27 protein-coding genes are annotated in these 24451 nt (G+C 53.9%); 9 read left to right on the top strand and 18 right to left on the bottom strand.

Annotated features, from left to right (window positions below; all coding sequences use genetic code 11):
• Positions 1–6 precede the first annotated feature (6 nt).
• Positions 7–336, bottom strand: a complete 330-nt coding sequence (locus BA6348_RS12880; RefSeq protein WP_025846190.1) for a DUF1904 family protein — start codon at positions 334–336, stop codon at positions 7–9.
• A 485-nt stretch (positions 337–821) separates the two neighbouring features.
• Between BA6348_RS12880 and BA6348_RS12875 the strand changes: the two genes are divergently transcribed.
• On the top strand, positions 822–1766 hold the full coding sequence (locus BA6348_RS12875) for an ATP-dependent DNA ligase (RefSeq protein ID WP_005834384.1): 945 nt from the start codon (positions 822–824) through the stop codon (positions 1764–1766).
• A gap of 39 nt (positions 1767–1805) precedes the next feature.
• Here the strand turns inward: BA6348_RS12875 and BA6348_RS12870 are convergent, their stop codons facing one another.
• Genes BA6348_RS12870 through BA6348_RS12855 form a run of 4 tightly spaced genes read right to left on the bottom strand, consistent with a single transcriptional unit; the run spans position 1806 to position 6173 of the window.
• On the bottom strand, positions 1806–3164 hold the full coding sequence (locus BA6348_RS12870) for a GerAB/ArcD/ProY family transporter (RefSeq protein ID WP_007777698.1): 1359 nt from the start codon (positions 3162–3164) through the stop codon (positions 1806–1808).
• Between the two features lie 12 nt (positions 3165–3176).
• Positions 3177–3413, bottom strand: coding sequence for a hypothetical protein (locus BA6348_RS12865; protein WP_007777696.1), 237 nt, complete (start codon positions 3411–3413; stop codon positions 3177–3179).
• The gene (locus tag BA6348_RS12860; protein WP_007777694.1) at positions 3406–4572 is read right to left on the bottom strand and encodes a Ger(x)C family spore germination protein; all 1167 of its coding nucleotides are present in this window, start codon (positions 4570–4572) and stop codon (positions 3406–3408) included. The genes BA6348_RS12865 and BA6348_RS12860 overlap by 8 nt, the downstream gene beginning before the upstream one ends.
• The gene (locus BA6348_RS12855; protein ID WP_122952766.1) at positions 4569–6173 is read right to left on the bottom strand and encodes a spore germination protein; all 1605 of its coding nucleotides are present in this window, start codon (positions 6171–6173) and stop codon (positions 4569–4571) included. Before BA6348_RS12855 ends, BA6348_RS12860 begins: the two co-directional genes overlap by 4 nt.
• Positions 6174–6312: 139 nt before the next feature.
• On the opposite strand from BA6348_RS12855, the gene ligD reads away from it, so the two are divergent.
• The 3 genes from ligD (at position 6313) to BA6348_RS12840 (ending at position 8441) form a co-directional block, all read left to right on the top strand.
• Positions 6313–7215: a non-homologous end-joining DNA ligase gene (gene ligD / locus BA6348_RS12850; protein WP_005836341.1), complete on the top strand. Its 903-nt coding sequence runs from the start codon at positions 6313–6315 to the stop codon at positions 7213–7215.
• Positions 7216–7287: 72 nt separating this feature from the next.
• Positions 7288–8085: a prolipoprotein diacylglyceryl transferase gene (lgt, locus tag BA6348_RS12845; protein WP_005836343.1), complete on the top strand. Its 798-nt coding sequence runs from the start codon at positions 7288–7290 to the stop codon at positions 8083–8085.
• Positions 8086–8201: 116 nt separating this feature from the next.
• Positions 8202–8441 carry a hypothetical protein gene (locus BA6348_RS12840; protein WP_005836345.1) on the top strand — a complete coding sequence of 80 codons (240 nt, stop codon included), beginning with the start codon at positions 8202–8204 and terminating at the stop codon, positions 8439–8441.
• A 51-nt stretch (positions 8442–8492) separates the two neighbouring features.
• Here the strand turns inward: BA6348_RS12840 and BA6348_RS12835 are convergent, their stop codons facing one another.
• From BA6348_RS12835 to BA6348_RS12825, 3 genes are all read right to left on the bottom strand, one after another.
• Positions 8493–9512, bottom strand: coding sequence for an inorganic phosphate transporter (locus BA6348_RS12835; RefSeq protein WP_005836347.1), 1020 nt, complete (start codon positions 9510–9512; stop codon positions 8493–8495).
• On the bottom strand, positions 9505–10122 hold the full coding sequence (locus BA6348_RS12830; protein WP_005836349.1) for a DUF47 domain-containing protein: 618 nt from the start codon (positions 10120–10122) through the stop codon (positions 9505–9507). The genes BA6348_RS12835 and BA6348_RS12830 overlap by 8 nt, the downstream gene beginning before the upstream one ends.
• Before the next feature lie 214 nt (positions 10123–10336).
• Positions 10337–10981 (bottom strand): GGDEF domain-containing protein, encoded by a 645-nt coding sequence (locus tag BA6348_RS12825; protein ID WP_122952767.1) that lies wholly within the window; start codon positions 10979–10981, stop codon positions 10337–10339.
• A gap of 297 nt (positions 10982–11278) precedes the next feature.
• Here BA6348_RS12825 and BA6348_RS12820 point away from each other — a divergent pair, with 297 nt between their 5' ends.
• A complete protein-coding gene (locus tag BA6348_RS12820; RefSeq protein WP_122952768.1) occupies positions 11279–12514 on the top strand; it encodes an MDR family MFS transporter in 1236 nt (411 codons plus the stop codon).
• On the opposite strand, the gene BA6348_RS12815 is transcribed toward BA6348_RS12820, so the two are convergent.
• The gene (locus tag BA6348_RS12815) at positions 12511–12843 is read right to left on the bottom strand and encodes an activator of HSP90 ATPase (RefSeq protein ID WP_238503364.1); all 333 of its coding nucleotides are present in this window, start codon (positions 12841–12843) and stop codon (positions 12511–12513) included. The two genes, BA6348_RS12820 and BA6348_RS12815, sit on opposite strands and share 4 nt — an antisense overlap.
• Positions 12844–12930: 87 nt before the next feature.
• Here BA6348_RS12815 and BA6348_RS12810 point away from each other — a divergent pair, with 87 nt between their 5' ends.
• From BA6348_RS12810 to BA6348_RS12800, 3 genes are all read left to right on the top strand, one after another.
• Positions 12931–14001 (top strand): type III polyketide synthase, encoded by a 1071-nt coding sequence (locus BA6348_RS12810; RefSeq protein WP_026557340.1) that lies wholly within the window; start codon positions 12931–12933, stop codon positions 13999–14001.
• A 5-nt stretch (positions 14002–14006) separates the two neighbouring features.
• Complete coding sequence (locus tag BA6348_RS12805; RefSeq protein WP_005831849.1) at positions 14007–14531, top strand: isoprenylcysteine carboxyl methyltransferase family protein; 525 nt, start codon at positions 14007–14009, stop codon at positions 14529–14531.
• A 115-nt stretch (positions 14532–14646) separates the two neighbouring features.
• Entirely contained in the window at positions 14647–14967 is a 321-nt protein-coding gene (locus BA6348_RS12800) for a hypothetical protein (RefSeq protein ID WP_005831850.1), read from the top strand.
• A 16-nt stretch (positions 14968–14983) separates the two neighbouring features.
• On the opposite strand, the gene BA6348_RS12795 is transcribed toward BA6348_RS12800, so the two are convergent.
• From BA6348_RS12795 to BA6348_RS12780, 4 genes are all read right to left on the bottom strand, one after another.
• The gene (locus tag BA6348_RS12795) at positions 14984–16096 is read right to left on the bottom strand and encodes an aminopeptidase (protein WP_122952770.1); all 1113 of its coding nucleotides are present in this window, start codon (positions 16094–16096) and stop codon (positions 14984–14986) included.
• 156 nt (positions 16097–16252) lie between these two features.
• Positions 16253–16420, bottom strand: a complete 168-nt coding sequence (locus BA6348_RS12790) for a DUF4025 domain-containing protein (RefSeq protein ID WP_005831854.1) — start codon at positions 16418–16420, stop codon at positions 16253–16255.
• Between the two features lie 158 nt (positions 16421–16578).
• Entirely contained in the window at positions 16579–17214 is a 636-nt protein-coding gene (locus tag BA6348_RS12785; protein WP_005831856.1) for a hypothetical protein, read from the bottom strand.
• Between the two features lie 75 nt (positions 17215–17289).
• Positions 17290–17718 carry a MarR family winged helix-turn-helix transcriptional regulator gene (locus BA6348_RS12780; RefSeq protein WP_007777678.1) on the bottom strand — a complete coding sequence of 143 codons (429 nt, stop codon included), beginning with the start codon at positions 17716–17718 and terminating at the stop codon, positions 17290–17292.
• Positions 17719–18108: 390 nt separating this feature from the next.
• Between BA6348_RS12780 and lepB the strand changes: the two genes are divergently transcribed.
• Complete coding sequence (gene lepB / locus BA6348_RS12775) at positions 18109–18669, top strand: signal peptidase I (protein WP_005831859.1); 561 nt, start codon at positions 18109–18111, stop codon at positions 18667–18669.
• Between the two features lie 75 nt (positions 18670–18744).
• On the opposite strand, the gene BA6348_RS12770 is transcribed toward lepB, so the two are convergent.
• From BA6348_RS12770 to BA6348_RS12750, 5 genes are all read right to left on the bottom strand, one after another.
• Complete coding sequence (locus BA6348_RS12770; RefSeq protein WP_005831097.1) at positions 18745–19584, bottom strand: M15 family metallopeptidase; 840 nt, start codon at positions 19582–19584, stop codon at positions 18745–18747.
• 82 nt (positions 19585–19666) lie between these two features.
• Positions 19667–20557: an NAD-dependent epimerase/dehydratase family protein gene (locus tag BA6348_RS12765; protein WP_122952771.1), complete on the bottom strand. Its 891-nt coding sequence runs from the start codon at positions 20555–20557 to the stop codon at positions 19667–19669.
• A gap of 30 nt (positions 20558–20587) precedes the next feature.
• On the bottom strand, positions 20588–22615 hold the full coding sequence (ggt, locus tag BA6348_RS12760) for a gamma-glutamyltransferase (protein ID WP_005831096.1): 2028 nt from the start codon (positions 22613–22615) through the stop codon (positions 20588–20590).
• Positions 22616–22777: 162 nt separating this feature from the next.
• The gene (locus BA6348_RS12755; protein WP_174435219.1) at positions 22778–23857 is read right to left on the bottom strand and encodes a phosphodiester glycosidase family protein; all 1080 of its coding nucleotides are present in this window, start codon (positions 23855–23857) and stop codon (positions 22778–22780) included.
• Positions 23838–24344, bottom strand: a complete 507-nt coding sequence (locus BA6348_RS12750; protein ID WP_005831094.1) for a hypothetical protein — start codon at positions 24342–24344, stop codon at positions 23838–23840. Before BA6348_RS12750 ends, BA6348_RS12755 begins: the two co-directional genes overlap by 20 nt.
• Between the last annotated feature and the right edge of the window lie 107 nt (positions 24345–24451).

Raw genomic sequence — 24451 nt, 5'->3', positions numbered from 1 at the left:
CTCGCTTCAGCCTGAGACTTTGACTTGCAAAGGAAGCCCTTCCTTATAATACAGCTCGGGCGACAGCAGGATAAAGAAAATATGGACGTTCTGGAAACCTTGCTTTTGCAAAATCCGGTTCATCGTGCTGGCGATCTGGTCGTGCTGCTTTTGCTCCCGGGGAAACATCATGATTTCAAGCGACAACGGACTGTTCGTCAACTGCTCGACCAGAAGCAGCTCCAGCTTGACTTTTTCCTGGCTCACTTCCGCGATGCGGGCAAACTCTTCTATAATAAGGGGCGATACCGATTGCAGCTTTTCTTTTTCAAAGCCTTTAAAGCGAAGAAACGGCAAGTCAATTCCTTCTTTCCGGAACAGGCGGCCAGCAACAGCAACGCACGCCGAAGCTGTTCCCAAAATCATTACCTCAGTAATTATAAACTACAGTCTATTTCTGGATCAACGAAAAAAGAATGAAGAAAAGTGAAGGCGAGCAACTTGGTTGCCCCTATACTTACTAAGAATCTTATCCATTCTTCTCTGTACAAAAAAAGGACTATATCCAGAAATGACTTTCTCCTTGCGCACTTGTGGTGGACGTACCACGATAGGAGGTCAAAAGTCTGTCAGATATAGCCCATCCATACTGTTTCCAACGCGTTTCAAATCATGCATGATGTTTCGTGAACTGCTTCCTAGTATAACGCAAATACAATACTTAATCAATAAAGAAGTTTCTTAAAATTCAATCAAAACTCTCTGTCCTGACCCGTGCATAGACGATCGCGAATGGTGACACCGTACAAATGGCAGACACCAAGCACATACGGGAGGCTACCATGAAGCTAACGCCGATTATTCCTTTCGAGCCGACGACGACGGATGACATCGCGGATGGCCCCGACTGGATTGCGCAAGTCAAATGGGATGGGATCAGGCTGTTGACGTACTACGACGGCAACTCGGTCAAGCTGTACAATCGCAAGGCTAACGAGCGGACTTTGCACTACCCGGAAATCGCCGCAATCTCCGACTACTGCCGGGCGCAGTCCGTCATTCTCGACGGCGAGGTCGTTGCGCTTGGTGCAGATGGCAAGCCTTCTTTTTACGAGGTCATGCGCAGGGACGGTCTGCGACGGATGGAAAAAATCGCAGCCGTAAAGCGTCAGGTCCCCATCTTCTACATGATTTTTGACGTCCTGTACGCAGACGGCGAATGGGTCACGGCCTGTCCGCTGGCAGAGCGCCAGCGCCTGTTGCAAAAGCTCATCTCCCCGACGCCCACGGTGCAGCTCGTCGACAATTTTACGAGTGGCCGGGAGCTGTTTCAGACGATCGAGCAGCAAGGGATGGAAGGCGTCATCATCAAAGATTTGACCAGCACGTATGCCATCGCCGGAAAAGATGCGCGCTGGCAAAAGAAAAAAAACTACCGGGATTTGATCGCGGTGGTAGGCGGAGTGACGATGCGGGATCAGACGGTCAATTCCTTGCTGCTCGGGCTTTACGACGCCAAGGGCGCTCTCTGGTATATCGGCCATGCCGGAACCGGAAAGCTGACCCACAGCGATTGGCGCAGCTTGACCGAAACGATTCAGCCGTTGATCCAGGCTGACATGCCTTTTCATAACAAGCCGGAGCGCATCAACGGCACCATCTGGCTAAAGCCGCAGCTCACAGCCAAAATTCAGTACGCAGAGTGGGCAGACGGGCACTCCTTGCGCCAGCCGAGCATCCAGGGCTTCGTCGACTCCCCTGCCCGCCAGTGCACATTCGAAGCGTAAACCGCAGCACCAGCATACAGGCGGGCAAAACGACGGGCCTTACTGCCGAAAACTGCCTTGCTGCTTGGGCCGCCCCAGCCTTTGCTTGCCGTGGTTGAGGGCCTGCATTTCTCCGTAGCTGGTCAACACCCCGATCACCAGGAACACGATGTAGGCGATGGCCGTCGCGATCCCTGCCGCCGGAGATTTGTCCCGCAGCAGATCCCCGACCAAGATCGTCAGGAAACAGCCTGCAATGCTGAATACTCCCCCCCACACCATCATCCGGTAAAAGCGGTGCAGCTTCGTGCCTCGCGGAATCAGAGCCTGGCCTTCTTCCCGTTTTTTCCGGCGGGCGACGATAAACAGAAACAGGAGCAGCGGCACCTGAAAAAGCACGACAAGCAGCGGAAAGCTGTAGCTGATGAACTGGTTGATATCCGACACCTTGGGAAAGGCGAGCAGCGAGGTCACCACCATGAAGCAGCCGGTGGGCGCGTTGTACGTGTTGTAGTGCAACTGTCCGCCAAACGATCCTACGCCCACGAGGAAGGCCAGATAGGCGACGATGACTTTAATGCTGAACGCAGGAAACCACAAGCTGAACAAAATCATTTCCACCCGGTCGAGAAAGTCCGTCAGGTGAATTTGCTGCACGAGAATGTAGATCGGAAAATTGAGTCGGCCCGCAATGACGTAGCCCATCACCCCAAGGAGAATCAGCACCGTAAGCGTGGTCGTGAAGCAGGCGATCATGATTCCGTGCTTCATGGCGGTAAACAGGAGACGCGGCTCGCTGCTGGCGTGCAAAAAAGCGCCAAACAGCAAAATGTCTCCGTAAACGCCGATCGGCAGCAGGTTGCTTATCGTAATCCGATCCAGGCTCGTGCTCAAAATCGGCTCCAGCCGCTCGATGCTGTACTCGTTCATCAAAAGAAAGTAGAGCAGCAGGCACATGATGAAGTAGGCGGGAAAAAAAATTTCGTTGACCCTCGCCGCCACCTCCAGGCTCGTTTTGCCGTAGTACATCAACAGAAGAACGAACACAAGCAGGATGATTTCCAAGGGCGTCTCCGGCAAGAGGGAGATATGCAAAAAGTCGGCAGCCCCTTTTATATCGAGGGCGAGGATCACCCAAATATAAAACAGGATCAAGCAGTTGATAAAGCCGCCGAACCATTTGCCGCAGATGATGAACATGATCTCGAACAAGTTTTTCCCCGGGTAGGCGCGCACAAGCTCCGACAATACATAGGCGACGAGCAAGGCATAGCAAGCCGGAAGAATTTGCGAGAACCACGAATCCATCTTGGCGACCTGCACAACCGACCGCAAAAAGCTTATCATCATCCCTGTCATCAGCAGACTTCCGACCAGCCAGGCGATTTGCCGATGATTGACGACTTGCTTGTGTATCATGCGCTCCCTCCTCTACAGGATCTGGTCGATCCACATTTTCACCCGTGGCGTGAGGATGTTCAAAAAAAAGTCGGTTGGTATCATCCTGGTATGCTGAAATTGGATCGCGTACAATCCGAGCACGGAAAGGGCGTAAATCGTATAAATGACGATTTGCTGCCTTCGCTGCATCTGCTTGCGCTTGAAGAAAAAATCGAAAAAGGAAAACACCAGCATCAGGATTAACAAACATAAAAACAATCTATTCATTCTCGCGGTCTTCCTTTGTGATGTTTTTCGTCGTTTGCCCGATATCTTCGACGGCCACCTTGGAACGGATCGTGAACGTAATTTCCGGCAGTTCTTCACTCCAACGGTCCCGGTACGTTTCCCGCCACTCCCGGGGGAATTGTCTGGCCATAATAAGGCCCATTCCAATTGTGTCCGTCCGATACTTTTGCATTAACTGCAACGTGTTCTTCACGCTGACCTCGACCTCTTTTTTGAGCATGTCCTCGATCATCGCAATGTTCTTTTTATGCTCCAGATCCAGATTCGTCATGTTCTCCACTATCACACTTGTCGCGTGCACCATGATGTCGTAATGGACCCGCCCTTTTTTCAAAACAGGCTTGAGATCGGCCTTTCCTTTTGAAAAGTAGAAGGTCAGCCGGCCTTTGTCGCCAAGCGAGAGCACGACAGAGAACGGCATGAAGTTGCGCTGAAACCAGCGAAGACCTTTGATCGATTCGGCCTTGGACACATACACGAGCTTGTCACCGCGAAACAGGCCGATCCCCGTAAACTCGACTTCCTTCGACTTGCCTTTGGGATGCGAGTCAACGGGAGCCAGCACCGGGAGAAACGCATCAATCCCGGGTGTAGTGAGCATCTGTGCAACGTCTTTGAGCGATACGGGAATCGCCTCCATTTTCACCAACTCGCGCATCGCCTCCCCGGAAAAGCGTTCGAACTGCGGCTGGGCATTCAACAGCTCGATCCCTTTGCCTTTGGTCATGACGAGATAAGCGGTCAGCCGATTTTCGGGAAAACGGGCCACGATGTCCAATACGTCGCTCATCCCCTCCTTGGCCAGTTGCTCGCCGATGACAATCATCCGGTGGTGGGAATAGTACAGCTCGCGAGACATGCGCGACTGGATCATGCTGTTCGCTTCCCTGATCGTCTTGCCGACGGCTGAGTCCACATAGTACGTCTTGTCTCCGCTCGTCCCGCCTCCCCCGCCAGACGTGGAGCCGAGACTGCTGACCAGCGGAACCTGCACGGACAAGCGATAATGGCCGTTTGGCTCCTTGTCCATCGCCATTGCAATCACGATCGCCATATCGTTTACTTCCCGCCGATCCCAGCAGCCTGACACCACCAGCATTCCCATCAGCAACACGACAATCGGAGTGAGACGTTTCACGCTTTGCCCTCCTCGTCTGAATTCCCGCGGCTCGTCGTTCCTGCGTGCCCTCCTCTTTGCTGCACCTGGTTGGCAAAGTTTGCGTTCATCCGCCTCGCATCTCGAATCCCGAGAAAGCTGGGCCGCTTTTCCATAAACGACCACGGCACCCGCACCAGAACATCCTTCAAGTCTCCAACGGACATCGGGGCAAGCGGAGACAGGTACGGGACGCCAAAGGAGCGCAAGTTAGCCATATGCCCCAAAATGAGCAGCACGCCTACCAAAATGCCGTAAATGCCGAGAATAGAGGCCGCAATCATCAGCGGGAAGCGCAGCATTCGCAGCGAAATGGCCGCATTGAAGTGCGGAATCGTAAAAGAGGCGATCCCGGTGAGCGACACGACAATGACCATCGGCGCGGAAACAATCCCGGCTTGCACGGCCGCCTGTCCGACGACGAGCGCCCCCAAAATACTGACGGCCTGCCCGACCGTTTTCGGGAGGCGAATCCCCGCTTCACGCAGCGCTTCAAAGGCAATTTCCATAATGAGCGCCTCCACGATCGCGGGAAAAGGAATCGACTCGCGAGCTGCGGCGACGCTCAAGAGCAAGGTCGTCGGCAGCATTTGCTGGTGGTACGTCGTAATCGCCACGTACAGCGCAGGCGTAACCAGCGCAATAATCAGAAACAAATAGCGCAGCCAGCGGAGCAGCGTCGTCATCTGGAAGCGCTCGAAGTAGTCCTCGCTCGCCTGCATCAGCATCCAAAACGTGGCGGGAGCGATCAGCACCATCGGCGTGCCATCGACAAAAATAGCGACGCGCCCTTCCAAGATCGAAGCCGCCACCGTGTCCGGCCGCTCGGAATACATGAGCTGGGGAAAGGGCGAATAGACGTTGTCCTGAATCAGCTCTTCGATGTAGCCGCTCTCCAAAATGGCGTCGATGTCGATGTTGCTGATGCGTTGGGAAACCTCTTCCACGACTTGCGGGTCCGCGATGCCTTCCAAAAACGCGACCACGATGTTTGTATTCGTCTCTCTCCCCACGACCAGCGACTTCATTTTCAACCGGGGCGTGCGCAATTTGCGCCGCAGCATCGACGTGTTCGTGCGGATGTTTTCAATGAAGCCTTCCCGCGGCCCGCGCACGACGGCTTCTCCCTCCGGCTCGTTGACCGAGCGCTTTTCCGCACCGCGGATGCCCAGCGTGAGTGCCTCGACATTTCCGTCGACCATAATGCCGGTATCGCCGGACAGCACAGCCTGCAAAAGCTGCTTGTAATCGTTCACCCGCGCGATTTGCGAGACGGGCAGCAGCGCTTCTTCGATTACTTCGATGTCGTCATCGCCCTTTTCCATCACCATGAGCGATTTCAGCGCCTGGTTCACTTCGGCGGTATCAATCAAGCCGTCTACAAAAATCGCGGCCGCACGCGCACTGTGTTTTAGCCTAAACTCGCGGATGACAAAATCCGAGCAATCCGAGAACAGCTTTTTCAACACTTCTACGTTGTCATCCAAATCCGGAAAAAGCGCAATGCCTTCCATCTCAAGCAAGCTGCACGTATCAATCGTCTCCAGCAATTTTTCGATTCTGCTTTTTTTCCTGAACTCCATCTCATCACCAGCCACTGGAAAGCTAACGGTATTATGGGTGATTTGCTGGAAAGATATGCAGTCCGCCCGTGGGCTGCATATCCGTTTCGCGAACGGGAGAAAGTAGGAGCACATCTACCGCCCAAAGGAAGGTGCCATCGTGGCGAATGCAACCAAAGAATACGAGCTGACTATCGGCGGTCATGCCATCAGCATTACGAACCCGTACAAGCCGCTCTGGCCGGAAGCGAATGTGACCAAGCTAGATTATTTGCGTTACCTCCTGACGGTGGCGCCGCATCTCTTGCGCTATGCCAAAGACCGGCTGTTAACCGTGATCCGCTATCCGCACGGCATCCACGACAAACATTTTTATCAAAAAAACATTCCCGAGTACGCCCCGTCCTGGATTCAGACGCACACGTGGGAAAACGTCCGCTATGTGCTGTGCAACGATGAAGCCACCCTCATGTGGATGGCCAATCAGGCGGCGCTGGAATGGCACGTTTCCTTTCATCTCGCGGCCGACGAGACGCCGACCGAGCTGGTGTTCGACCTCGATCCGTCCACGGAAGACTTTGCTGTCGTGATCGAGGCTGCGCTGCTCGTCAAGGAGCTGTTGGACGAGTTGAGGCTGCCCGCCTTTGTCAAGACTTCAGGAGCAAGCGGCCTGCAGGTGTACGTCCCGATCGAGCTACGCTATACGTTCGAGCAGACGAGACAGGTCGGGCAGTTTATCGCTTCGTATCTGGTCAACAAGCACCCTTCCTTTTTGACCATCGAGCGCATGGTGAAAAATCGCGGGGACAAGCTGTACATCGACTACTTGCAGCACTGGCGCGGCAAAACCCTTCCCGCTCCTTATTCGACGCGGGCCAAAAAAGGGGCGACCGTCTCCGCCCCGTTATTATGGGAGGAAGTGCCCAAGTCTCATCCCAGCGACTACACCGTACACACCGTTCCGCCACGCCTGAAAGAGAAGGGAGACTTGTTCGCCGCCGTCTCCCGCCCGACCACAAGAGCCTCCCTCGACCCGATCCTCGACTTTTTGCGCTTTCAGTAGGCGACCTATTGGAATCCCCCTGTCCAGGTATGCTATACTGTGCACAGACGTTTGAGGCAAGGAGGCATTTTCATGATTGATCCGATCGCGATTTCGCTCGGACCCCTTAAAATTCACTGGTACGGCATCATCATGGGGTTGGCTTTTTTTCTGGGGACTTACCTCGCGAGGTACAATTCCAAACGTTCCGGCATTGATCCCGATCACGTCCTGAACATGGTTGTGTTGATTATCCCGGCAGCGATTGTGTGTGCCCGCTTGTATTATGTCGCATTCGAATGGGCGCAGTACAAAGACAATCCACTGGACATCTTCGCGGTCTGGAAAGGCGGCCTGGCGATCCACGGCGGGCTGATCGGGGGAGTTCTCGCGGGAACGTACTACATTCGCAAGCACAAGCTTCCCTTCCTTCGCCTGGCTGATGTGTTCATGCCCAGTGTCATCCTCGGTCAAGCCATCGGCCGTTGGGGAAATTTCATCAACCAGGAAGCACACGGCGATGTAGCCTCTGCGGAATTTATGGCGAAGTTTCCCGCTTTCATCCGCGACCAGATGTTTATCGGCGGACAGTATTATCATCCGACGTTTTTGTACGAATCGCTGTGGAACTTGCTCGTCTTCGGCATCCTGCTGTTCATGCTGTATCGGTTTAAAAAATTCGATGGGCAAGTTTTGTTCAGCTACATGATTCTTTATTCCATCGGCCGCTTTTTCATCGAAGGCATGCGTACAGACAGCCTGCTGATCGCAGACACGCTGCGGGTCGCACAGCTTGTCAGCCTGAGCCTGATCGCCCTCGGGGCCATTCTGATGCTGGTCTTCGCTCGCAAAAGCAAGCAGTCAGGCCATTCCCACAATTCAATGGAATAGCAATCGGGACAATCCTGTACAACCACTCTCGCCGCTTTGGCAGAGTGGTTTTTTGCAGTTCGCTCGTCTGAATTGTCGCAATGCGGGAAATAACTAGAAGACAGGAGGGATCGCAGATGGATGACGGCATTTTGGAGGAATATCTGGACCGTCTGGTGCGCATACATTTTGCCCCGGACATGATCGGGCCAGGCTTGCCCGCCTACGCGGAAGGCAAGCTGTTCGACTACAGCCCCAACGGCATTCTGATCGAGGAAAAGGACGGCTCGCTCGACTACATTCCTTTTTCCGCTGTACGGCTCGTGCAAATCAAGCCAAAAGCCAGCTTGTGGGACCGTTTGACGGGTTTTGGGTAAGCAAAAAGACACCTCGCTACGAAACGGTACGTAGAAGGTGTCTTTTGTATTTTACAGGAAAACGTCGAAGACAACGTAACAGGCTGCGGCCAACAGACCCGTTACCGGGAGCGTAATGATCCAGGTAACGACGATGCGTCCAGCCACTCCCCATTTGACTGCGTTCAGCTTTTGCGACGCGCCTACACCCAAAATCGAAGAGGTGATGACATGGGTCGTACTGACCGGCAGTTTCAAGGTAGTAAAGATTGTGATAATCAAGGCAGATGACAGGTCGGCCGAAAAACCGCTGATTGGCTTGATTTTCATAATCTTGCCACCCATGGTTTTGATAATGCGCCAGCCGCCGAAGGAAGTCCCCAGCGCCATGGCAATCGCGGCGGACAGCTTGACCCACAGCGGGATCGCAAACTCGCCAGGCTCCTGCACCAAAAATCCGCCAGAGAGCAAGGCCAGCGTGATAACCCCCATCGTTTTCTGGGCGTCGTTGGCTCCGTGGCTGAAGGATTGCCAGGATGCAGACAACACTTGCAGCATGCGGAAGTTGCGATTCGTTTTATGGTAATTCATGTTGGCGACAATCGCGGAAACGATTTTGATGACGATAAAACCGATGACAAACGCGACGATCGGCGAAATGATGAGCGCCTTGACGATCTCAATGAAGCCTTCCATGTTGATCGAACCGAAGCCGGCAGCTCCTACAGCGGCACCTGCAACGCCTCCGATGATCGCATGCGAGGAAGAGCTCGGGATACCGAACCACCACGTAATCAAGTTCCACAAAATCGCGGCGGTCAAAGCTGCCAAGACGACAACCAGTCCATTTTCCAGCTTGAACGGGTCCGTGATTTTGCCCCCGATCGTCTTCGCTACACCCGTGTACGTCAGCGCGCCAATCAGGTTGAAGAGCGAGGCGATAACAATGGCTGTCCGCGGACTCAAGGCCCGGGTCGATACTGAGGTCGCAATGGCGTTGGCCGTGTCGTGAAAACCATTGATAAAGTCAAAACTCAGCGCCATGACGACGACAAGTACGAGAATAACAACCTCTGGCGAAAAATCAGGCATTCTTTAACACGATCCCTTCGACCAGGTTCGAAACGTCCTCGGCAAAGTCAGCACAGTCTTCTAGCTTGTCGTAAATTTCCTTGAGTTTGATCGCTTCGATCGGATTCGCATCCGGCGAATTCAGCAGATCGGATACCATTTTGCGGTAATTGGAGTCGGATTCATGCTCCAGATCTTTGATTTCCCGCGCGATTTTCGATACTACCTGATGATCGAGCTTGCGCAGCGTGCGAATCAGCTCAATCAGCTTTGCCGAACATTTGACCAAAATGTTTGCTTGTGCCAAAACGCGCGGCTCCGGCTGACGAACTTGATAGAGATACATGCGATCCGCAACACCGTCAATGTAATCGATCATCGAGTCCATTGTATGTGCGAGCTGGTGAATGTCTTCACGCTCAAGCGGAGTGATAAAGGTAGAATTCAATTCGTTCATGATGCGGCGAACGATCTCATCCCCTTCTTTTTCAACAGCCTTGATTGCCTTGACTTTGGCTTCCACATCTTGATAGTTTCCTATCATTTCATAAAAAAGATGAGTCCCTTTGTGCACCGTGGCAATCTGCTGTTCAAACAGATCAAAGAAGATATACTTGTTAGATTTCAACATACGGTCCTTCTTCACTCCTTTGGATAAATCACACCTAGACGATTATATCGAAAGATATTGTTGACGTAAATTTAAATTCAAGGGCAAGTGTGTAGATTTTTCTTTAAAAAAATATTAAGTTTTTGTAAATTTCCTTTACAATCCGCAAATAAAAATAAAACACCCGTCTCCTTGAGCGGGCGACAGGTGTTAGTCTTGCCATCTATTCTCTTCTTTATCGCGTAGCGACTACCATGCAATCTTTCTTTTTCTTCGCTTCGTACATGAGCATATCCGCCTTGTGCGTCAGCTCCTCTGCCGTAGCCGCATGCATCGGATAGGAGGCGACGCCGATGCTGACCGTCACGCCGGACAGCGTCTCGCGAACCTGCTCCTGGATCCGCTTCCCGATTGCGAGCGCCTCATTCGTATCCGCATGCTTCAGCAGCACGACAAATTCTTCGCCGCCCCATCGGCCGACCGTATCCTGGTTGCGCACATTGGCTTGCAAAATGGAAGCGAATTGGCAGAGCAGCCGATCCCCTTCCATATGTCCATGGCAATCATTGAATTTTTTGAAATTATCCAGGTCGATAAATAAAAGCGTGATCGGATAGTGCTGATTTTTCGCCTGCCTGATCTCGCGAATCAGCCTGTCCAGAAACCGGCGATTGACCAATACCCCCGTCAATGAGTCGTGATAGGCCATTTGTCGCAGACGATTCACGTATATCCCCAGGCTGTATCCGGCTGCCATCTGGATGATGGCCATCAGCACGACAAACCGCATCGCCGACTGCTCATCAGGCAGCCCGCATACGATAAGCCAAATCCATATAATAAAACAGGACACACCCATGCCAATCCAGCGTGAGTCCAAGGTACTCTCCACCTCCGGCCCATCCATTGTAGCAGCACCATAAGTACTTTTCCGTTACATAAGACCTAAACGTTTTCTTTAAAACTAGGTCTTACTTCGTGCTTACAGGAATATTTTACCTTCCTTTCCGCCACGGTTCAAGCACTATTCTGTTGAATGCCCTGATGGGCGAACAGAATAACTTGCTTTCTCTACTTTTATCGAATTTTCCCACTTATCCCAACCCTCTTTTTTTTTCGTATAATGGGTAAGCTATACTTTCAAAATATGATTGATCGATAGGGAGGAATTAACCGAATGGTCTGGCTTCAACAAATGATCGCCCGCTACGACACGACGATCTGGATTCGCGTCATCGGGACGGTCCTTACAACTTTTGCAGGCTTCATGCTTCGGCCGTTCCTCGCCTTCTATCTGTACGACAGGATGGACGGAAATCTGCTCGTGGCGGCGATGGTCACCAGCCTGCAACCGCTGACGAGCATCATCTCCGGCTATTTTGCCGGGAGCCTCTCCGACCGCTATGGCCGAAAGCCGCTGATGATCGCCGCACTGTCCATTGAAGCGATCTCCATGGCCGGTTATATTTGGGCGGAATCTATTTTTGCCTTTGCCGCGCTTACCGTCTTGAACGGGATCGGAGCCTCGTTGTTCTGGCCAGCCGCAAGCGCCCAAATTACCGATGTCGTGCCGGAGGAAAAACGCAGCGAAGTATTCGCGCTTCTGCACACCGCGCTGAATCTCGGGGCCGCCGCTGGCCCGCTGATCGGTGTCGCCATCTATAAAGTCAACCCGGCGATTGCGTTTGGCATCTGCTCCTGTATGCTGTTCGTCTACGCGCTGCTCCTCTTCTGGAAGGTCCCGGAGACGCTGCCCGACCACATCCGGGCACAGGCCAGCCGTTCTGCCAAGACGGACCAGGCTCCCCGGCTGAAGCTGGCCGAGCATCCTACGCTGATCTGGATGACGCTTGCCGCGGTGCCTGTGTCGCTTTTGTACTCGCAAGTAGAGATCATTTTGCCGCAGCATTTGCGCACCCAGTACACCGACTTTCTCAGCGTCTTCGCTACTTTGATGACGATCAACGGCGTCTTGGTCGTCTGTTGCCAGATTGCGATTGCCAAGTACGCCGAGCGCTTTCCTGCTCATTGGGTCATTCTCACCGCCTACCTGTTTCTCGCCTGTGTCGGTTTCGGCTACGGCTGGGCGCCTGGCTTTCTCATTCTCGTGCTCGCCGAAGTCCTGTTTACGATCGGCGAGATGCTCTACGGGCCGCAAATTCAAAAAGCGATCTCCGTCATGGCCCCGGAAGAATATCGCGGACGTTATTTTGCGATCTTCGGCGCGAACTGGGGCATCACGGGCACGATCGGCCCGAGTGTCGGCGCCGTCGCGTTCAAAGGGATCGGGGGCGCTCTCTGGTTCTCCATCCTCAGCCTGCTGCTGCTCGTCGGCGGCCTGTTCCAATACCGCTTTGTCAAAAAAACGACGCAGGCGGAGCCTGCCGAAAGTGTCCAGTCGCTTTCGAGCTAGAGCACTGTGTCCATTCCAGCCTGTCTGCCAAACGGTGGGGTTGCCAACGTTTCGCATACAGGCTTTTTCTTTTTTTCGAGATAAACGGCTACGCTGCGAAGGATATTCGCCGATTGCTGCAATCCGGCAAGCATGCGGCTCCCGCCATGCTCCAAGCCTTCGTAGTACTCCCGCTCGGCCTTTTCAACGGCTTCTGTTGTCCAGCCGTTTTCATGCGGTACGACGATCTCCTGGGAAAACGTCATTTCGCAGCCGCCCTCCACAGAGGCGAGCACGACGGCAATCCGCTCCTGTGTATCGCTAAATTGCGGCAGTGCAAACGTAAACACCAGCAGATGGGCGGATGCGATGAATTGGAATCAATTGGAAGGGGAAACATAGTTGTACATTATGAAACAACGGGAGTGAAAAAGTGTATGCCCCGTATCGAATCCGTTGCGACAGCAGTACCGCCGCATGAAGTTTCCACGGAAGCTTCCATGCAGCTCGCCCGTCATTTTTTTCAGGATGCTTTTCCCGATATTGATCGGCTCCTGAACGTTTTTGCCCACAGCCATATCGAAAAACGGCACTTTTGCATGCCGCTGGACTGGTTTTCCAGCGACCAGCCGTTTGCCGAAAAAAACAGGCTGTACATTCAGCACGCAGAAGCGTTGTCGCTTGCGGCTGCGCGAAAATGCCTGCAAAAAGCCGGGCTTGTGCCAACCGATATCGATTGTCTCGTATTCGTCTCCAGCACAGGGATTGCCACGCCGAGCATGGATTCCCGCCTGGTCAACAGTCTCGGGCTTCGCTCCGATATTACGCGGATTCCGCTGTGGGGACTGGGCTGTGCCGGGGGAGCGATGGGCTTGTCCCGCTCGTGCGAGTACGCCGGAGCCTACCCCGGGCGCAGGGTGCTGCTCATCAGCGTAGAGCTGTGCGGGCTGACCTTTATTCGCCAGGATTTGTCCAAAAGCAATCTCGTGGCGACTTGTCTGTTCGGGGATGGAGCAGCAGCCGTCGTGGTCAGCGGCGACCATGTCCAAGCCTCGGCAGAGGAAGGCGCGCCCCGGATCCAGTTTCGCGATGCCCGCACCACGACGTGGCCGGATACGCTCGACGTGATGGGCTGGGAGCTGACAGAGCCGGGGTTGAAGGTGATTTTTTCCCGCGACATTCCTACGTTGATTCAGACATACATGCGCGAAAACGTGGAAAGCTTTTTGACGTCGCACCAGACGACCGTGGACCGTCTGCGCCACTTTATTTTTCATCCGGGCGGCGCAAAAGTCTTGAACGCGTACCAGTCTTCGCTCGGCATTGATGCCGAGGCGACGCGCCACTCCGAAGAGGTGCTGCGCCATTTTGGCAACATGTCTTCGCCGACGGTGCTGTTTGTGCTGGAAAAAAGCATGGAGCAAGCGTGGCAGCCGGGCGACCGCGGACTGGTTGCGGCGCTTGGGCCGGGGTTCAGCTCTGAGCTGCTCCTCTTGGAAGCGAGGTAGGCGCGATGCTCTTTTTCGTCACAGTCATGGCTGCCGTCTGCCTGCAACGCTTCTGCGAATTGGTGCTGGCCGCGCGAAACGCCCGCTACGTGTGCGCCCTGGGAGGCGTCGAGATCGGCGCGGGCCATTACAAATACATCGTGCTGATGCATGTTTGCTTTTTTGTCAGCTTGATGGTAGAAGTGCTCGCGACAGGCAGTGCTTCGGCGCTGCCTCCGTGGTGGGGGTACAGCTTCGGCCTGTTTTTGGCGGCCCAACTGCTCCGCTACTGGTGCATCCAGAGCCTGGGCAGGCGTTGGAATACGCGGATTCTGGTCATTCCAGGGGAAGCGCCGCTCCGGCGCGGTCCGTACCGCTGGCTTCGCCATCCGAACTACGTCGTCGTGGCGATCGAGCTGTTCACTCTCCCGCTGACGTTTTCCGCCGTGAATACCGCTGTCGCCTTTACGCTCCTGAATGCCTGGCTACTGCTGCGCGTGCGCATTCCGCTGGAAGAAAAAGGCGTGTACGAAGGCGAAGAATCGTCATAAAAAAAGTCTATGGCACAAGCCACAGACTTTTTTCCTGTTTACAGGTTTACGATGGGACGAATGGAGGAAAAGAACAAGGAATACGTTACTATAAGTCCCGTGAGGTGGAGCCAGCGTGAACCGTACAAATATCGTAGAGCCTCTGGAAGCAAAGCGCATCATCGTGCGTGACTTCCTCAGCCTGATGAAGACCTTGCCCAATCAGGACGATGCCGCCAGCGTTCAGACATTTCTCCGCTACCTGCAAAGCTTGCTCAGAATCAAGCAGGTCATCCCGCCGGTGGTCGAAATCCTGACGCTCATCAAAACGGACAAGCCGATCCTCTATCATTCCGCTCGTCGCTCCATCATGTCCTCCAGCAATTTGCACATGCTTTTCCAGATCGAAATGGATGTTGAGCTGGCACAGGAGAGACTGTCTCAGTACGATAAATAATCGGGCTGCCGGGGTTCTACTTCAAGTTTTCCGGATTGAGGCACTCCAACTCGGGAATGACAAAGCGGCCGTCTTTGCGGATCAGGACGCCATCAAACCAGATTTCTCCCCCGCCCCACTCCGGACGCTGGATGGAAACCATGTCCCAGTGAACCGACGACTTGTTTCCGTTGTACGCCTCATCGTAACATTGACCAGGCGTGAAGTGGAAGCTGCCGTCGATTTTTTCGTCGAACAAAATGTCTTTCATCGGGTTGCGGATGAACGGATTGACCCCGATCGCAAACTCGCCGATGTAGCGCGCGCCCTCGTCCGTGTCGAGAATTTCGTTCAGCCGCTTGCTATCGTTTGCGGTCGCCTCGACGATTTTGCCGTCCTTGAAAGTCAGGCGAACGTTTTCAAACGTAAAGCCGTGGTACGGCGTAGGCGCATTGTGTGTAATTGTGCCGTTGACAGAGTTTTTCACCGGAGCGGTGTACACTTCGCCGTCCGGGATGTTGCGCAGACCCGCACATTTGACCGCCGGGATGTCCTTGATCGAGAAAGTCAGGTCTGTATCCGGCCCGACCAGACGGACTTCGTCGGTGCGGTTCATCAGGTCGACCAGGCTGTCCATCGCCTTGTCCATTTTTCCGTAATCCAGATTGCACACCTGGAAGTAAAAGTCTTCAAACGCCGCCGTCGACATGTTCGCCAATTGAGCCATGGACGGGTTCGGGTAGCGAAGCACCACCCATTTTGTTTTGGGCACGCGGACGTTCATGACTGGCAGCTCGTACAAACGGGAGTACAGACCGAGCTTGTCTCCGGGAACATCTGCCATCTCATTGATGTTGTCGGCTGCGCGGATGCCGATATAGCCTTGCATTTTTTCCATGAGGGCCACTTCGCTTTCCGCCATGACCTTCAGTTGCTCCTCGTTGCAGTTCATCGCGATTTCACGGCTGATCGCCGGATCAATCTGCTGGACGAACGGGCTGCCTCCCGCCTTGTAAATCTCACGGACGAGGGCAGATACCAGTTCAGGCGTCTTCCCTTTGGCGTTAATCAGGATGTTTTCCCCTGGCTGTACGCGGACGGAATAGTTCACCAGGTTATAGGCCAATTGCTCCAAACGAGAGTCTCTCATGCGTGACACACCCTTTTTTAATTTTCTGATTCCAATTGTATTCTTGCCGATAAATCTCTGTAAGTCAATAAAATTTATTTTATCAAAAGCACAAAATAACAAGCCAGCTTTTTCCCCTAGACAAAAGCTGGCTTGCTCCCGTGGTCCAGCGCGGTGCTATTCGCTCTGCTCGCTGTCCTCGATCGTCCCCATCTTGTACATGTCGCTCACCTGTTCCTGTGTAGCCGCGAGTCCTCCTGCTTCTTCCTCTACCTGATACACGGCGCTTTCCATCTGCCCCGTCTCACTCAGTTGCTGCGTGGGGCGGTTTTCACGTTCTGCCATCGCTTTCTTCCTCCTTCTAGCTGATTTTCGGTATAGTGTGCGTCAGGCGCTCCCGATTTAGCCATTTAGCCATCGCAGAAAAGAAGAAGCCGCTTTCGCGAACAGACGAAAAAAAAAACGCCTTGCCCGTTGCGGCAAAGCGTCTTCCACCTTTATTCTTACTTGTCTTTGTCAGCCGAAACATCTGGAACCATCAAGGACCAGCCGGTTCTGTTGGTCACATCTTGCGTAGAGTTGCGTCCGATGACGATGCTCTCATCTTCTTTTGGCAATGCGGTCCAACCGCTGTTTGGCGCTTGCACGACCTGGTAGTTGTTCGTGGAAACGAACTCGTCTTCTACTGGCATTGCCATCCAGCCACCGTTGGACGTTTGCACCACTTGGTAGCGGTTTGTCGAAATGAATTGATCTTCAGCCGGCATTCCCATCCAGCCGCCATTTGCCGTTTGCACGACTTGGAAACGATTGGTGGAGACAAACTGGTCTTCTGCTGGCAAGAGGGACCAACCGGACGTCGAGGATGCGTCAGGAACAAATTGGCCGCTCACGAAAACGTATTCGTCTTCCCCAGGAAGCTTGACCCAAGCTCCTTGAACGCCGTTTCCAGGTTGTGGCTGTTCAGCTACGGGTGCAGCCGTTGGAGTTGTTGTTGTCGTCGTTTCAACTGCTGGCGCAGGAGTTGTCGCGGAAGCTTCAGTTGCATTAGCGGAAGCTTCTTCTGCACAGGCCGACTGTGCAAACAGCGCCGCTCCGAGAATCAAAGAACCCATCATCAATGTGCTGCTTTTTTTCATATGTGTACACTCCCATTCGCGTAGTACACACATTGTCCGCTGAAATGTCCCCCACCTGCTACCCTGATGGCAACGCTACATGCATTGCTTCATTTTCCGCAAGAAGTACGTAAACTGCTCCAATTCTTCGTCGCTCAGGTTTTCCAGCAGTTTGCCCACCAGTGCTCTTCTCTGGCACAAAAGCCCCTCCAGCATAGGGACTGCCTTTTGCGACAGCGTGACCCATACGACTCTCCGGTCCAGCTCGTCGCGGACCCGGTCGATGTAACCGGCTTTCACCAGCCGATTGAGAGCAATCGTAGTCGCACTGTTGGATTGCTTCAGAATGGTCGCCAGTTCGGAAACTGTGCTTCTTCCTTTTTGATGAAGCACTCGCAGCAAAATAAATTGCTTGGGACTAATCAGCTCTTCCTCTTCCAGCCAGTGGCTGATGAAGAAGCGAGCCATCTCGACAAATGCTCGATCCAGTTCCTCAATTTTACTGGCGCGGGACATGTCGCTCACAACATCACCTATTTTCAGAAAGTAAATAATATAAGTACTTTTACTATAAAACTATATAGCCTAAGTACATGAAGATCAATAGACCTTCCAAAATTATTTCTTTCCTCGAAAGATATGTATGAGCCGGAACAAAGTGTTTACTACTTAATATTTTTACTGTAAAACTTATATGCAACATCATCTTACCGCAAACAGGAAAAACTGACAATAGGCGAAGATGGCAAAATCGTGACAGCAGCTTTTGGGCGCGCCCTCCATTAATTTCCTTGAATCTTATTCCGTATCCAATCGTATTGCATGTATAATAGAAAGGCAGTCCCAAGCGCAGGGCGTTCTTTTGCCCACGGCAATCTGTTGCCAGCGAAACCATGTACATAGGAGATCAAGTTGATGGAACAAACCAAAAGCACAGCGAAATGGAAAACCGAATTGCTCGACTGGTTGAAATCGTTTGTTTTGATTGGCGGTTTGACTGCCTTCATCTACGTGTTCGTCATGGCGCCCTACGTCGTGCAAGGACGGTCGATGGAGAGCACGCTGCACGACCGCGAACGGGTCATCGTCAACAAAGCGATTTACTATCTCAAGGAGCCGAAACCGGGCGACATCGTCATTATTCACCCGGATGCGAGCGGCGACAACTGGATCAAGCGCGTCATCGCTGTCGCAGGCGATACGGTAGAAGCGAAAAACGACCAGGTGTACGTCAACGGCCAACCGCTCAGCGAAGAGTATTTGGCCAACAACAAGCTGCAAGCTTCGGCGGCTGGCGTGACCCTGACCGAAGACTTCGGGCCGATCACCATTCCGGAAGGCAGCGTTTTTGTAATGGGAGACAATCGCAACAACAGTATGGACAGCCGGGTCATTGGCCCTGTCAAGCTCGATCATGTAGTCGGTCGCGCGGAAGCGGTCTACTGGCCGTTGTCGGACATCCGTCTGCCAAAATAACCGCCTGCTACCTAGCTGGGCAGTCGCATACGAAAAAGCCGCTCTTGCACGTGAGCGGCTTTTTCTTTTCCCCTTTTATTTTTGCGCCGTGGCGGTTGCGGACAAGTAATCCTCCAGGGTAAGCCCTGCCGCCGTGATCTCTCGCGCCATTTCTTTTCCGACGTAGCGCAGATGCCACGGCTCATAGGCGTATCCGGTCGTGTCTTCCTTGCCTTTCAGATAGCGGATGATGAAGCCGTATTCCGCGCAATGCTCCGCCAGCCATTTTCCTTCCGGCATTTCGCCAAACGACTCTTCCAGCCTTGTTTTCGCATCTGCCCCCGACACGTCCATAGCCAATCCGGTCTGATGCTCGCTTTTTCCTGGAACAGCGCTGTACGCAGCAGCATGCTCTGCGCCTTGTGTTCTAACATATGTCTCGTACAGCGATTTTTGCGTCTTGTACGAGCGGTAGCCGGACACGGCGTACAGCTCGATGCCGTCCTGCTTGGCGGCTGCGAACAACTCTTCCAACGCTTGTGCGGCTTCTTGGCGCATCAACCGTTTTTCCACTTTTTCATCGAACGGAAACGGCACGTCAGGCTCCACCAGATCAGGCGGAATATAGTCAGCAGGCAGCGCCCGCTTCTTGTTCACAACAACGGCGAGATCGGTCGGGTTTGTCACCGTCGGGACCCCGTTGACGTCTTGGATCGTTTCGGCCAGGGATGCCTGCTTCGCGCGAGGGGATTCTCCCTGCGCCGGCTCTGTTGTATTTGTTTGCGTACCGTCTTTCGCTGTTGCCGTATTTCCCGTCGGCTGAGACGGTTGGTGGGAAGCGAGCAACCCATCCAACGAAGGGGCTTCACATCCACTGAGCAGGGCTACTGATAGTGCGGCGACGATCGCAAGACCATTGGTGCGATTCTTTTTCATCATTGATCCTCCTGGTTCCATACAGACACATATGTTCTGCTTTACCTTACCATGGAGTTAGACGAAAAAAAAGGACGGATAGTCACGCTTTTGCTTGTACAGTTTCTTTTGCGATCGATTGAATCAGCTCCGGCAGCCACGAATCGAGGGCCGCGAACGCATAGCCTGCCGCCGCTGCCTTGCTCGTGTCCATGAAAAAAGAATGCGGGAATCCGAATGGCGACTGGTGAGCCGGGTCGGTCTCTGCCTCAATGCGCGCTGGTTTGCCCACGGCTTGCGAAATCATGTCCAGCAAAGCTTGCAGCGTAATCGTGCCTTGCGAGTTGGCGTTGACGGGGCCAGTAAAGGCGTCCGTGCCGACCCAGGCCAAAAATTTGGCCGCCTCCCCGGCGTGAATAAAGCACATGACAGCTTCCGGGTTCACAAGCCCGATCGGCTGCTCCTGTTGTACGTGCTCTACGTGAAAATGCAGGCGGCGCGTATAATCGTCCTCCGCGAGCACGATCGGAAAGCGGACGGCTGCCACCGGAAAAGCAGCGGTCTGGAAAAATACGGCTTCGGCTTGCCGCTTTCCTTCCTGGTAGCTGACGCCTTCCCACGTTCCCGGACGGAGCGGGTACGTGTACGGGTCAAACGCTTCCTCTTTTAACGCCTGATCGGAAAAATCGTACACCGACAGCGTCGAGGTCAGCACGTATTTGCCTACTTTGCCGCAGAAAACTTCGCAGGCGTCCACGGCATTTTGATAAGAGTAGCAAATGTTGTCGTAGACGATGTCCCACTGTTGCTCCCCGGCTGTAGCAAGCGCGCTTTTGTCGTCGCGGTCGAGCGTAAGCCGCTTCACCTGCGGCGGCAAATCCGCCTCCGCCAAGCCCCTTGTCGCTACCGTTACCTCTGCGCCAGAATCAGCGAGCAGTTGCACGAGACGTTTGCCAAAAAAACGGGTTCCTCCGAGTACCAGTACCTTTTTCATTGAAGCTTCCACCTTCCAAATTGGTTTTGTTTACTTCTTCAACTCGATGACCCGTTCGCTTTCATCCCAGGTGACGGTGAACCCGAGCTTTTCCGCGACTTTTTTCACAGGGAGGTACGCCACTCCGCGTACGGTAATCGCATCTGCCCGGAAGTCGGCGCTGCTTTTGCCCAAACCGAGCAGCAGCTTCTCCGCCTGCACATAGGCAATGCCATCCACGACCAGCTTCTGTTCCGCCAAAAACGGGTACGTCTGCCCGTTTACGGCAATGGCAAAAGGCTCACCCGGCTCATACGGCACTTCCTCCGGCTCGGCAGCCGTGTAGGCGATCGCGTCGACGCCAAGCACCGTGCCTTCTCGCGTATCGTCTGCCCCTCCGTACATCTTGCCTGTTTCAAAATCGTAGACGATCGCCTGAACATTGCCGATATCCGCAGGCTGCTCGGCAAAGACGTGGCCTTTTGCCATCAACTGCAAGATGACGTCCTGGTCAATCCCCGCCTCCCAGGAGACGTTCGGATAGCCGCTGGAAAAAATGCGGGGAGCGCGAATAGCGTCCTCGATGTTCATGCCGTGGTCGATCACGTTGAGAATCGTTTGCGACACAGAGGCGATAATCGTCGAGCCGCCCGGCGAGCCAACGGCCAAAAACGGCTGCCCGTCTTTGAGCACGATCGTCGGCGTCATGCTCGAGCGGGGGCGCTTGCCTGGCTCCACCTGATTGACGCCGCCCGGAACCGCGTCAAAATCCGTCAGCTCGTTGTTGAGCATGAAGCCGTAGCCCGGCACCATCACGCCGCTTCCAAAAATGTCCTCAATCGTGGTCGTATAAGAGACGAGATTGCCCCATTTGTCCATGACGGCAAAATGGGTCGTCTGTTTCACGGGCGAGCTGTCGAGCATTTTGATCGCGGCCGCCGGCTTTTGTCCCGTGTCGTACTTCCACGGGTCGCCAGCCGTGATGTTCGCGTTGGCCCGGTTGTCGTCGATCAGCTTGCGCCGTTCTTTTATGTAATCGTCGTGGAGCAGGCCTTGCTTGGGCACCGGATAGACGTCCTCGTCCGCCATGTACGCCGCCCGGTCGGCATAGGCGAGGTGGTTGGCTTCAATCAGATGGTGCAAATACGCTACGGAGCCGAATCCGTCCTTCTGGTTGTCGTAGCCTTCCATCAGCTTCAAAATCTGGATCATGGTCAAGCCGCCCGAACTGGGAGGCGCCATGGAAATCACCTCGTAGCCGCGAAACATCCCGCGCACCGGCTCTCGTTCCTTGACCTGGTAAGCCTTGAGGTCGTCCATCGTCATTTTGCCGCCTGTGCGCTGCACCTCTTCGACGAGCGCGCGGCCAATCTCGCCTTTGTACAAAACATCCGGCCCTTCGTCGCGGATCAGCTTCAGCGTCTTGGCCAAATCGGGCTGGACGAGCATTTGCCCTTCCTCCAGCGGACGGCCTTCCGGCAAGAACACTTGCGCGGCTGTCTTGTGCTTTTCCAGCTTGTCGCGCGACTTGGCGATGTAGTCCGCCGTCACCCAGTTGACACGAACGCCTTTTTCGGCCAGCTCGATCGCTGGCGCAAGCACGTCTGCCAGCTCCCACGTGCCGTACTCCTCAAGCGCCTCTGCCACGCCGAGCAACGTCCCCGGCACGCCTACTGCCTGACCGCTGGTGTGCCGCTGTTCAAAAGGAATCGGCTGCCCGTCGGCCTGTAAAAACATGTCGGCTGTCACATTTGCCGGGGCTACTTCCCGACTGTCGATCACCGTGATTTTGTTCTGGTCCTTCAAATAGATCATCATAAAGCCTCCGCCGCCGATTCCCGACATGTACGGCTCTGCCACATTGAGAGCCAACTGGATTCCGGTGGCGGCGTCCACAGCATTTCCCCCCTTGGCCAAAATGTCCCGTCCAACCTGCGCGGCCGCAGGGTGGGAGACCGCCACAATGCCTTTCGTGGCGCCATCTACGCCAGCCGGAACACCGGGCACCTTTGCCCATGCCAATTGGGTCAGCGAAAAAACGGAAACGAACGAGAGGGCTACCATCATCTTTTTGTTCATAAGATCCCCCCTGTTTTTTTCTTCCTATCCTTATTATTATAATTTTCAGCATTTTTCCAGGTCAACCCATCTGCTCTCTGACAGACGAAAAAACACTCTTCCGCAGCGAAGCCAGGTTCCCCGCTGGAAGAGTGTCTCTATTCAAAAGCATTCGCTTACCGCTTACGGCAAGATGACCAGATTGCTCACGACTGGTCTTTCTTTGCCGTCCGAAGGCTTGTTCAAAAGCTTGCCGTTGTAGTAAAACGCGCTGGAGCCGCCGCCATCGAGATTGTACGCGTCGACGACGTGGAATTCCTGCAGCTTGCGTTGCGCTTCTTCCAAAGTAACGCCTTTGCTCCAGCCTTCTCTTCTGCCGTCGATGACGATGAGCAGCAAGTCGCCGTTGTCAAAGTGCCCGATGAGCGTGCGCGGCTGGCGAGTGTTGGCCCAGTCGCGAGGAATCGGCAGCCGTTTCCCGTCCTGCAGCAGTCTTGGCAAAAAGCTGGCCCCTTGCAAAATGCCTTGCTGGGTAATTTGCGCCTGGGTAGTAATTTGGGTTCCCACCAGGTGGCCTTTGTTGTTGAATCCGACGAAGCTCAGATTCGAATTGTTGGAAAACGTGCGAATCTTGCCGTCGACAACAGTAATGCCAAGCGGCGTCAGATTGCCCTTGCTGTCGCTCATGAAGCCGCCTGCGTTGATCGCCAGGACAGCTCCGGTGCGCTTCCCGGCATGGCTCGTCGTCTCGCCTTTGCTTTTGACCGAGTTGTTGGCAAGCACCATCTTCAGTGCGCTTGGGTCTTTCAGCCGGACCTTCGCCATGTACCCGCGATAGCCCGCTTCCTGCAGCGAGTACACTTTCACTATTGATTTGTTGCCGAAGGACTGCCCGATCGGGTCGCCGAGCATGTTGGACAAGATCGCATCCAGCACATCTGCCGACTTTTGCGTCTGCGATCGGCTCGTCACCAGCAGGTTGTTGATGTGCTTGTTTTGCTCTTCGTACTCTTTTTGCTCCTTCTTGGCGCGGTCGCGGATGTCCGCTACGACCGCTTCTACATCGCGCAGCGTTTTCTTCGTGTCGTCCAACTGCTGTCCCAGCTCGTCCGCCAGTTGTTTCGACTGTTCGGAAGCGAGCTTCAAGCCTTCCGCCTGCAGCTTGTCCGCGGGATTGGTCAGGGTGAGGGCAAGCAAAAAGCCGAGCGCTGGCGCCAGCAGGAACAGGAAAAAGCGATTGACTTTACCAAGCACGGGCTGCATCCTCCAGTTTTTTCAGCGATGCCTTCAAATCGACCAGTTGCTTGTTCAACTGGTCGATCCGATCCTGGAGAGCTTCTTTTGTCTTGTTCGTCCCGCCAATCGTCTCACCCGTCAATTGCAGGTCTTCTTCCAGATTGCCAAGACCCGCCTGCACGTCTTTCATCTCTTCCTGCACCAAAGCCAGTTGTTCGCCCAACGCTTTCATCTGCTTCTGATTGTCTTCCTGTATCTGATCGATGCGCAGGTTCACAAGTTGCTGCTGCTTGTCCAGCGTATGGGCAGCATAGGCGTACCCGGCATAAGCAAGTCCCGCCCAAACCAGTACAGCCAGTACGATTGGCAATAGAGGCCGCTTGCCTTCTGTTTGGGAGGGAAACAATGCCTGAAACAGGCTGCCTCGTTTGCGTCTGTTCGCCTGCTTCCCGTTTGCCGGGAGTGGCAGAGTAGTAGACGAAGTCGATGACGCTCCCATGTATTTGTCGTTCATCGGCTCCCTCCTCCTTTCTGTGACATAGAGTGAGGTTTTATTATATCATAGTTTATTTTTCGGCAAGGCTTTTGCGAAAATAGTGGAAATTTTGCTCGAAAAAAAGA

The organism is Brevibacillus agri (assembly GCF_004117055.1).
GTDB lineage: Bacteria > Bacillota > Bacilli > Brevibacillales > Brevibacillaceae > Brevibacillus > Brevibacillus agri.
This window is presented reverse-complemented; position numbering and strand designations above follow the sequence as displayed.

Excerpts from the sequence above, each read along its gene's own strand:
- BA6348_RS12810 (WP_026557340.1), top strand. The coding sequence starts at position 12,931 with ATGCCCCGTATCGAATCCGTTGCGACAGCAGTACCGCCGCATGAAGTT.
- BA6348_RS12755 (WP_174435219.1), bottom strand. The coding sequence starts at position 23,857 with ATGCAGCCCGTGCTTGGTAAAGTCAATCGCTTTTTCCTGTTCCTGCTG.
- BA6348_RS12795 (WP_122952770.1), bottom strand. The coding sequence starts at position 16,096 with ATGAGAGACTCTCGTTTGGAGCAATTGGCCTATAACCTGGTGAACTAT.
- ggt (WP_005831096.1), bottom strand. The coding sequence starts at position 22,615 with ATGAACAAAAAGATGATGGTAGCCCTCTCGTTCGTTTCCGTTTTTTCG.
- BA6348_RS12805 (WP_005831849.1), top strand. The coding sequence starts at position 14,007 with ATGCTCTTTTTCGTCACAGTCATGGCTGCCGTCTGCCTGCAACGCTTC.
- BA6348_RS12870 (WP_007777698.1), bottom strand. The coding sequence starts at position 3,164 with ATGATACACAAGCAAGTCGTCAATCATCGGCAAATCGCCTGGCTGGTC.
- BA6348_RS12840 (WP_005836345.1), top strand. The coding sequence starts at position 8,202 with ATGGATGACGGCATTTTGGAGGAATATCTGGACCGTCTGGTGCGCATA.
- BA6348_RS12790 (WP_005831854.1), bottom strand. The coding sequence starts at position 16,420 with ATGGCAGAACGTGAAAACCGCCCCACGCAGCAACTGAGTGAGACGGGG.
- BA6348_RS12750 (WP_005831094.1), bottom strand. The coding sequence starts at position 24,344 with ATGAACGACAAATACATGGGAGCGTCATCGACTTCGTCTACTACTCTG.
- lepB (WP_005831859.1), top strand. The coding sequence starts at position 18,109 with ATGGAACAAACCAAAAGCACAGCGAAATGGAAAACCGAATTGCTCGAC.
- BA6348_RS12785 (WP_005831856.1), bottom strand. The coding sequence starts at position 17,214 with ATGAAAAAAAGCAGCACATTGATGATGGGTTCTTTGATTCTCGGAGCG.
- BA6348_RS12865 (WP_007777696.1), bottom strand. The coding sequence starts at position 3,413 with ATGAATAGATTGTTTTTATGTTTGTTAATCCTGATGCTGGTGTTTTCC.
- BA6348_RS12875 (WP_005834384.1), top strand. The coding sequence starts at position 822 with ATGAAGCTAACGCCGATTATTCCTTTCGAGCCGACGACGACGGATGAC.
- BA6348_RS12770 (WP_005831097.1), bottom strand. The coding sequence starts at position 19,584 with ATGAAAAAGAATCGCACCAATGGTCTTGCGATCGTCGCCGCACTATCA.
- BA6348_RS12820 (WP_122952768.1), top strand. The coding sequence starts at position 11,279 with ATGGTCTGGCTTCAACAAATGATCGCCCGCTACGACACGACGATCTGG.
- BA6348_RS12835 (WP_005836347.1), bottom strand. The coding sequence starts at position 9,512 with ATGCCTGATTTTTCGCCAGAGGTTGTTATTCTCGTACTTGTCGTCGTC.
- BA6348_RS12855 (WP_122952766.1), bottom strand. The coding sequence starts at position 6,173 with ATGGAGTTCAGGAAAAAAAGCAGAATCGAAAAATTGCTGGAGACGATT.
- BA6348_RS12830 (WP_005836349.1), bottom strand. The coding sequence starts at position 10,122 with ATGTTGAAATCTAACAAGTATATCTTCTTTGATCTGTTTGAACAGCAG.
- lgt (WP_005836343.1), top strand. The coding sequence starts at position 7,288 with ATGATTGATCCGATCGCGATTTCGCTCGGACCCCTTAAAATTCACTGG.
- BA6348_RS12765 (WP_122952771.1), bottom strand. The coding sequence starts at position 20,557 with ATGAAAAAGGTACTGGTACTCGGAGGAACCCGTTTTTTTGGCAAACGT.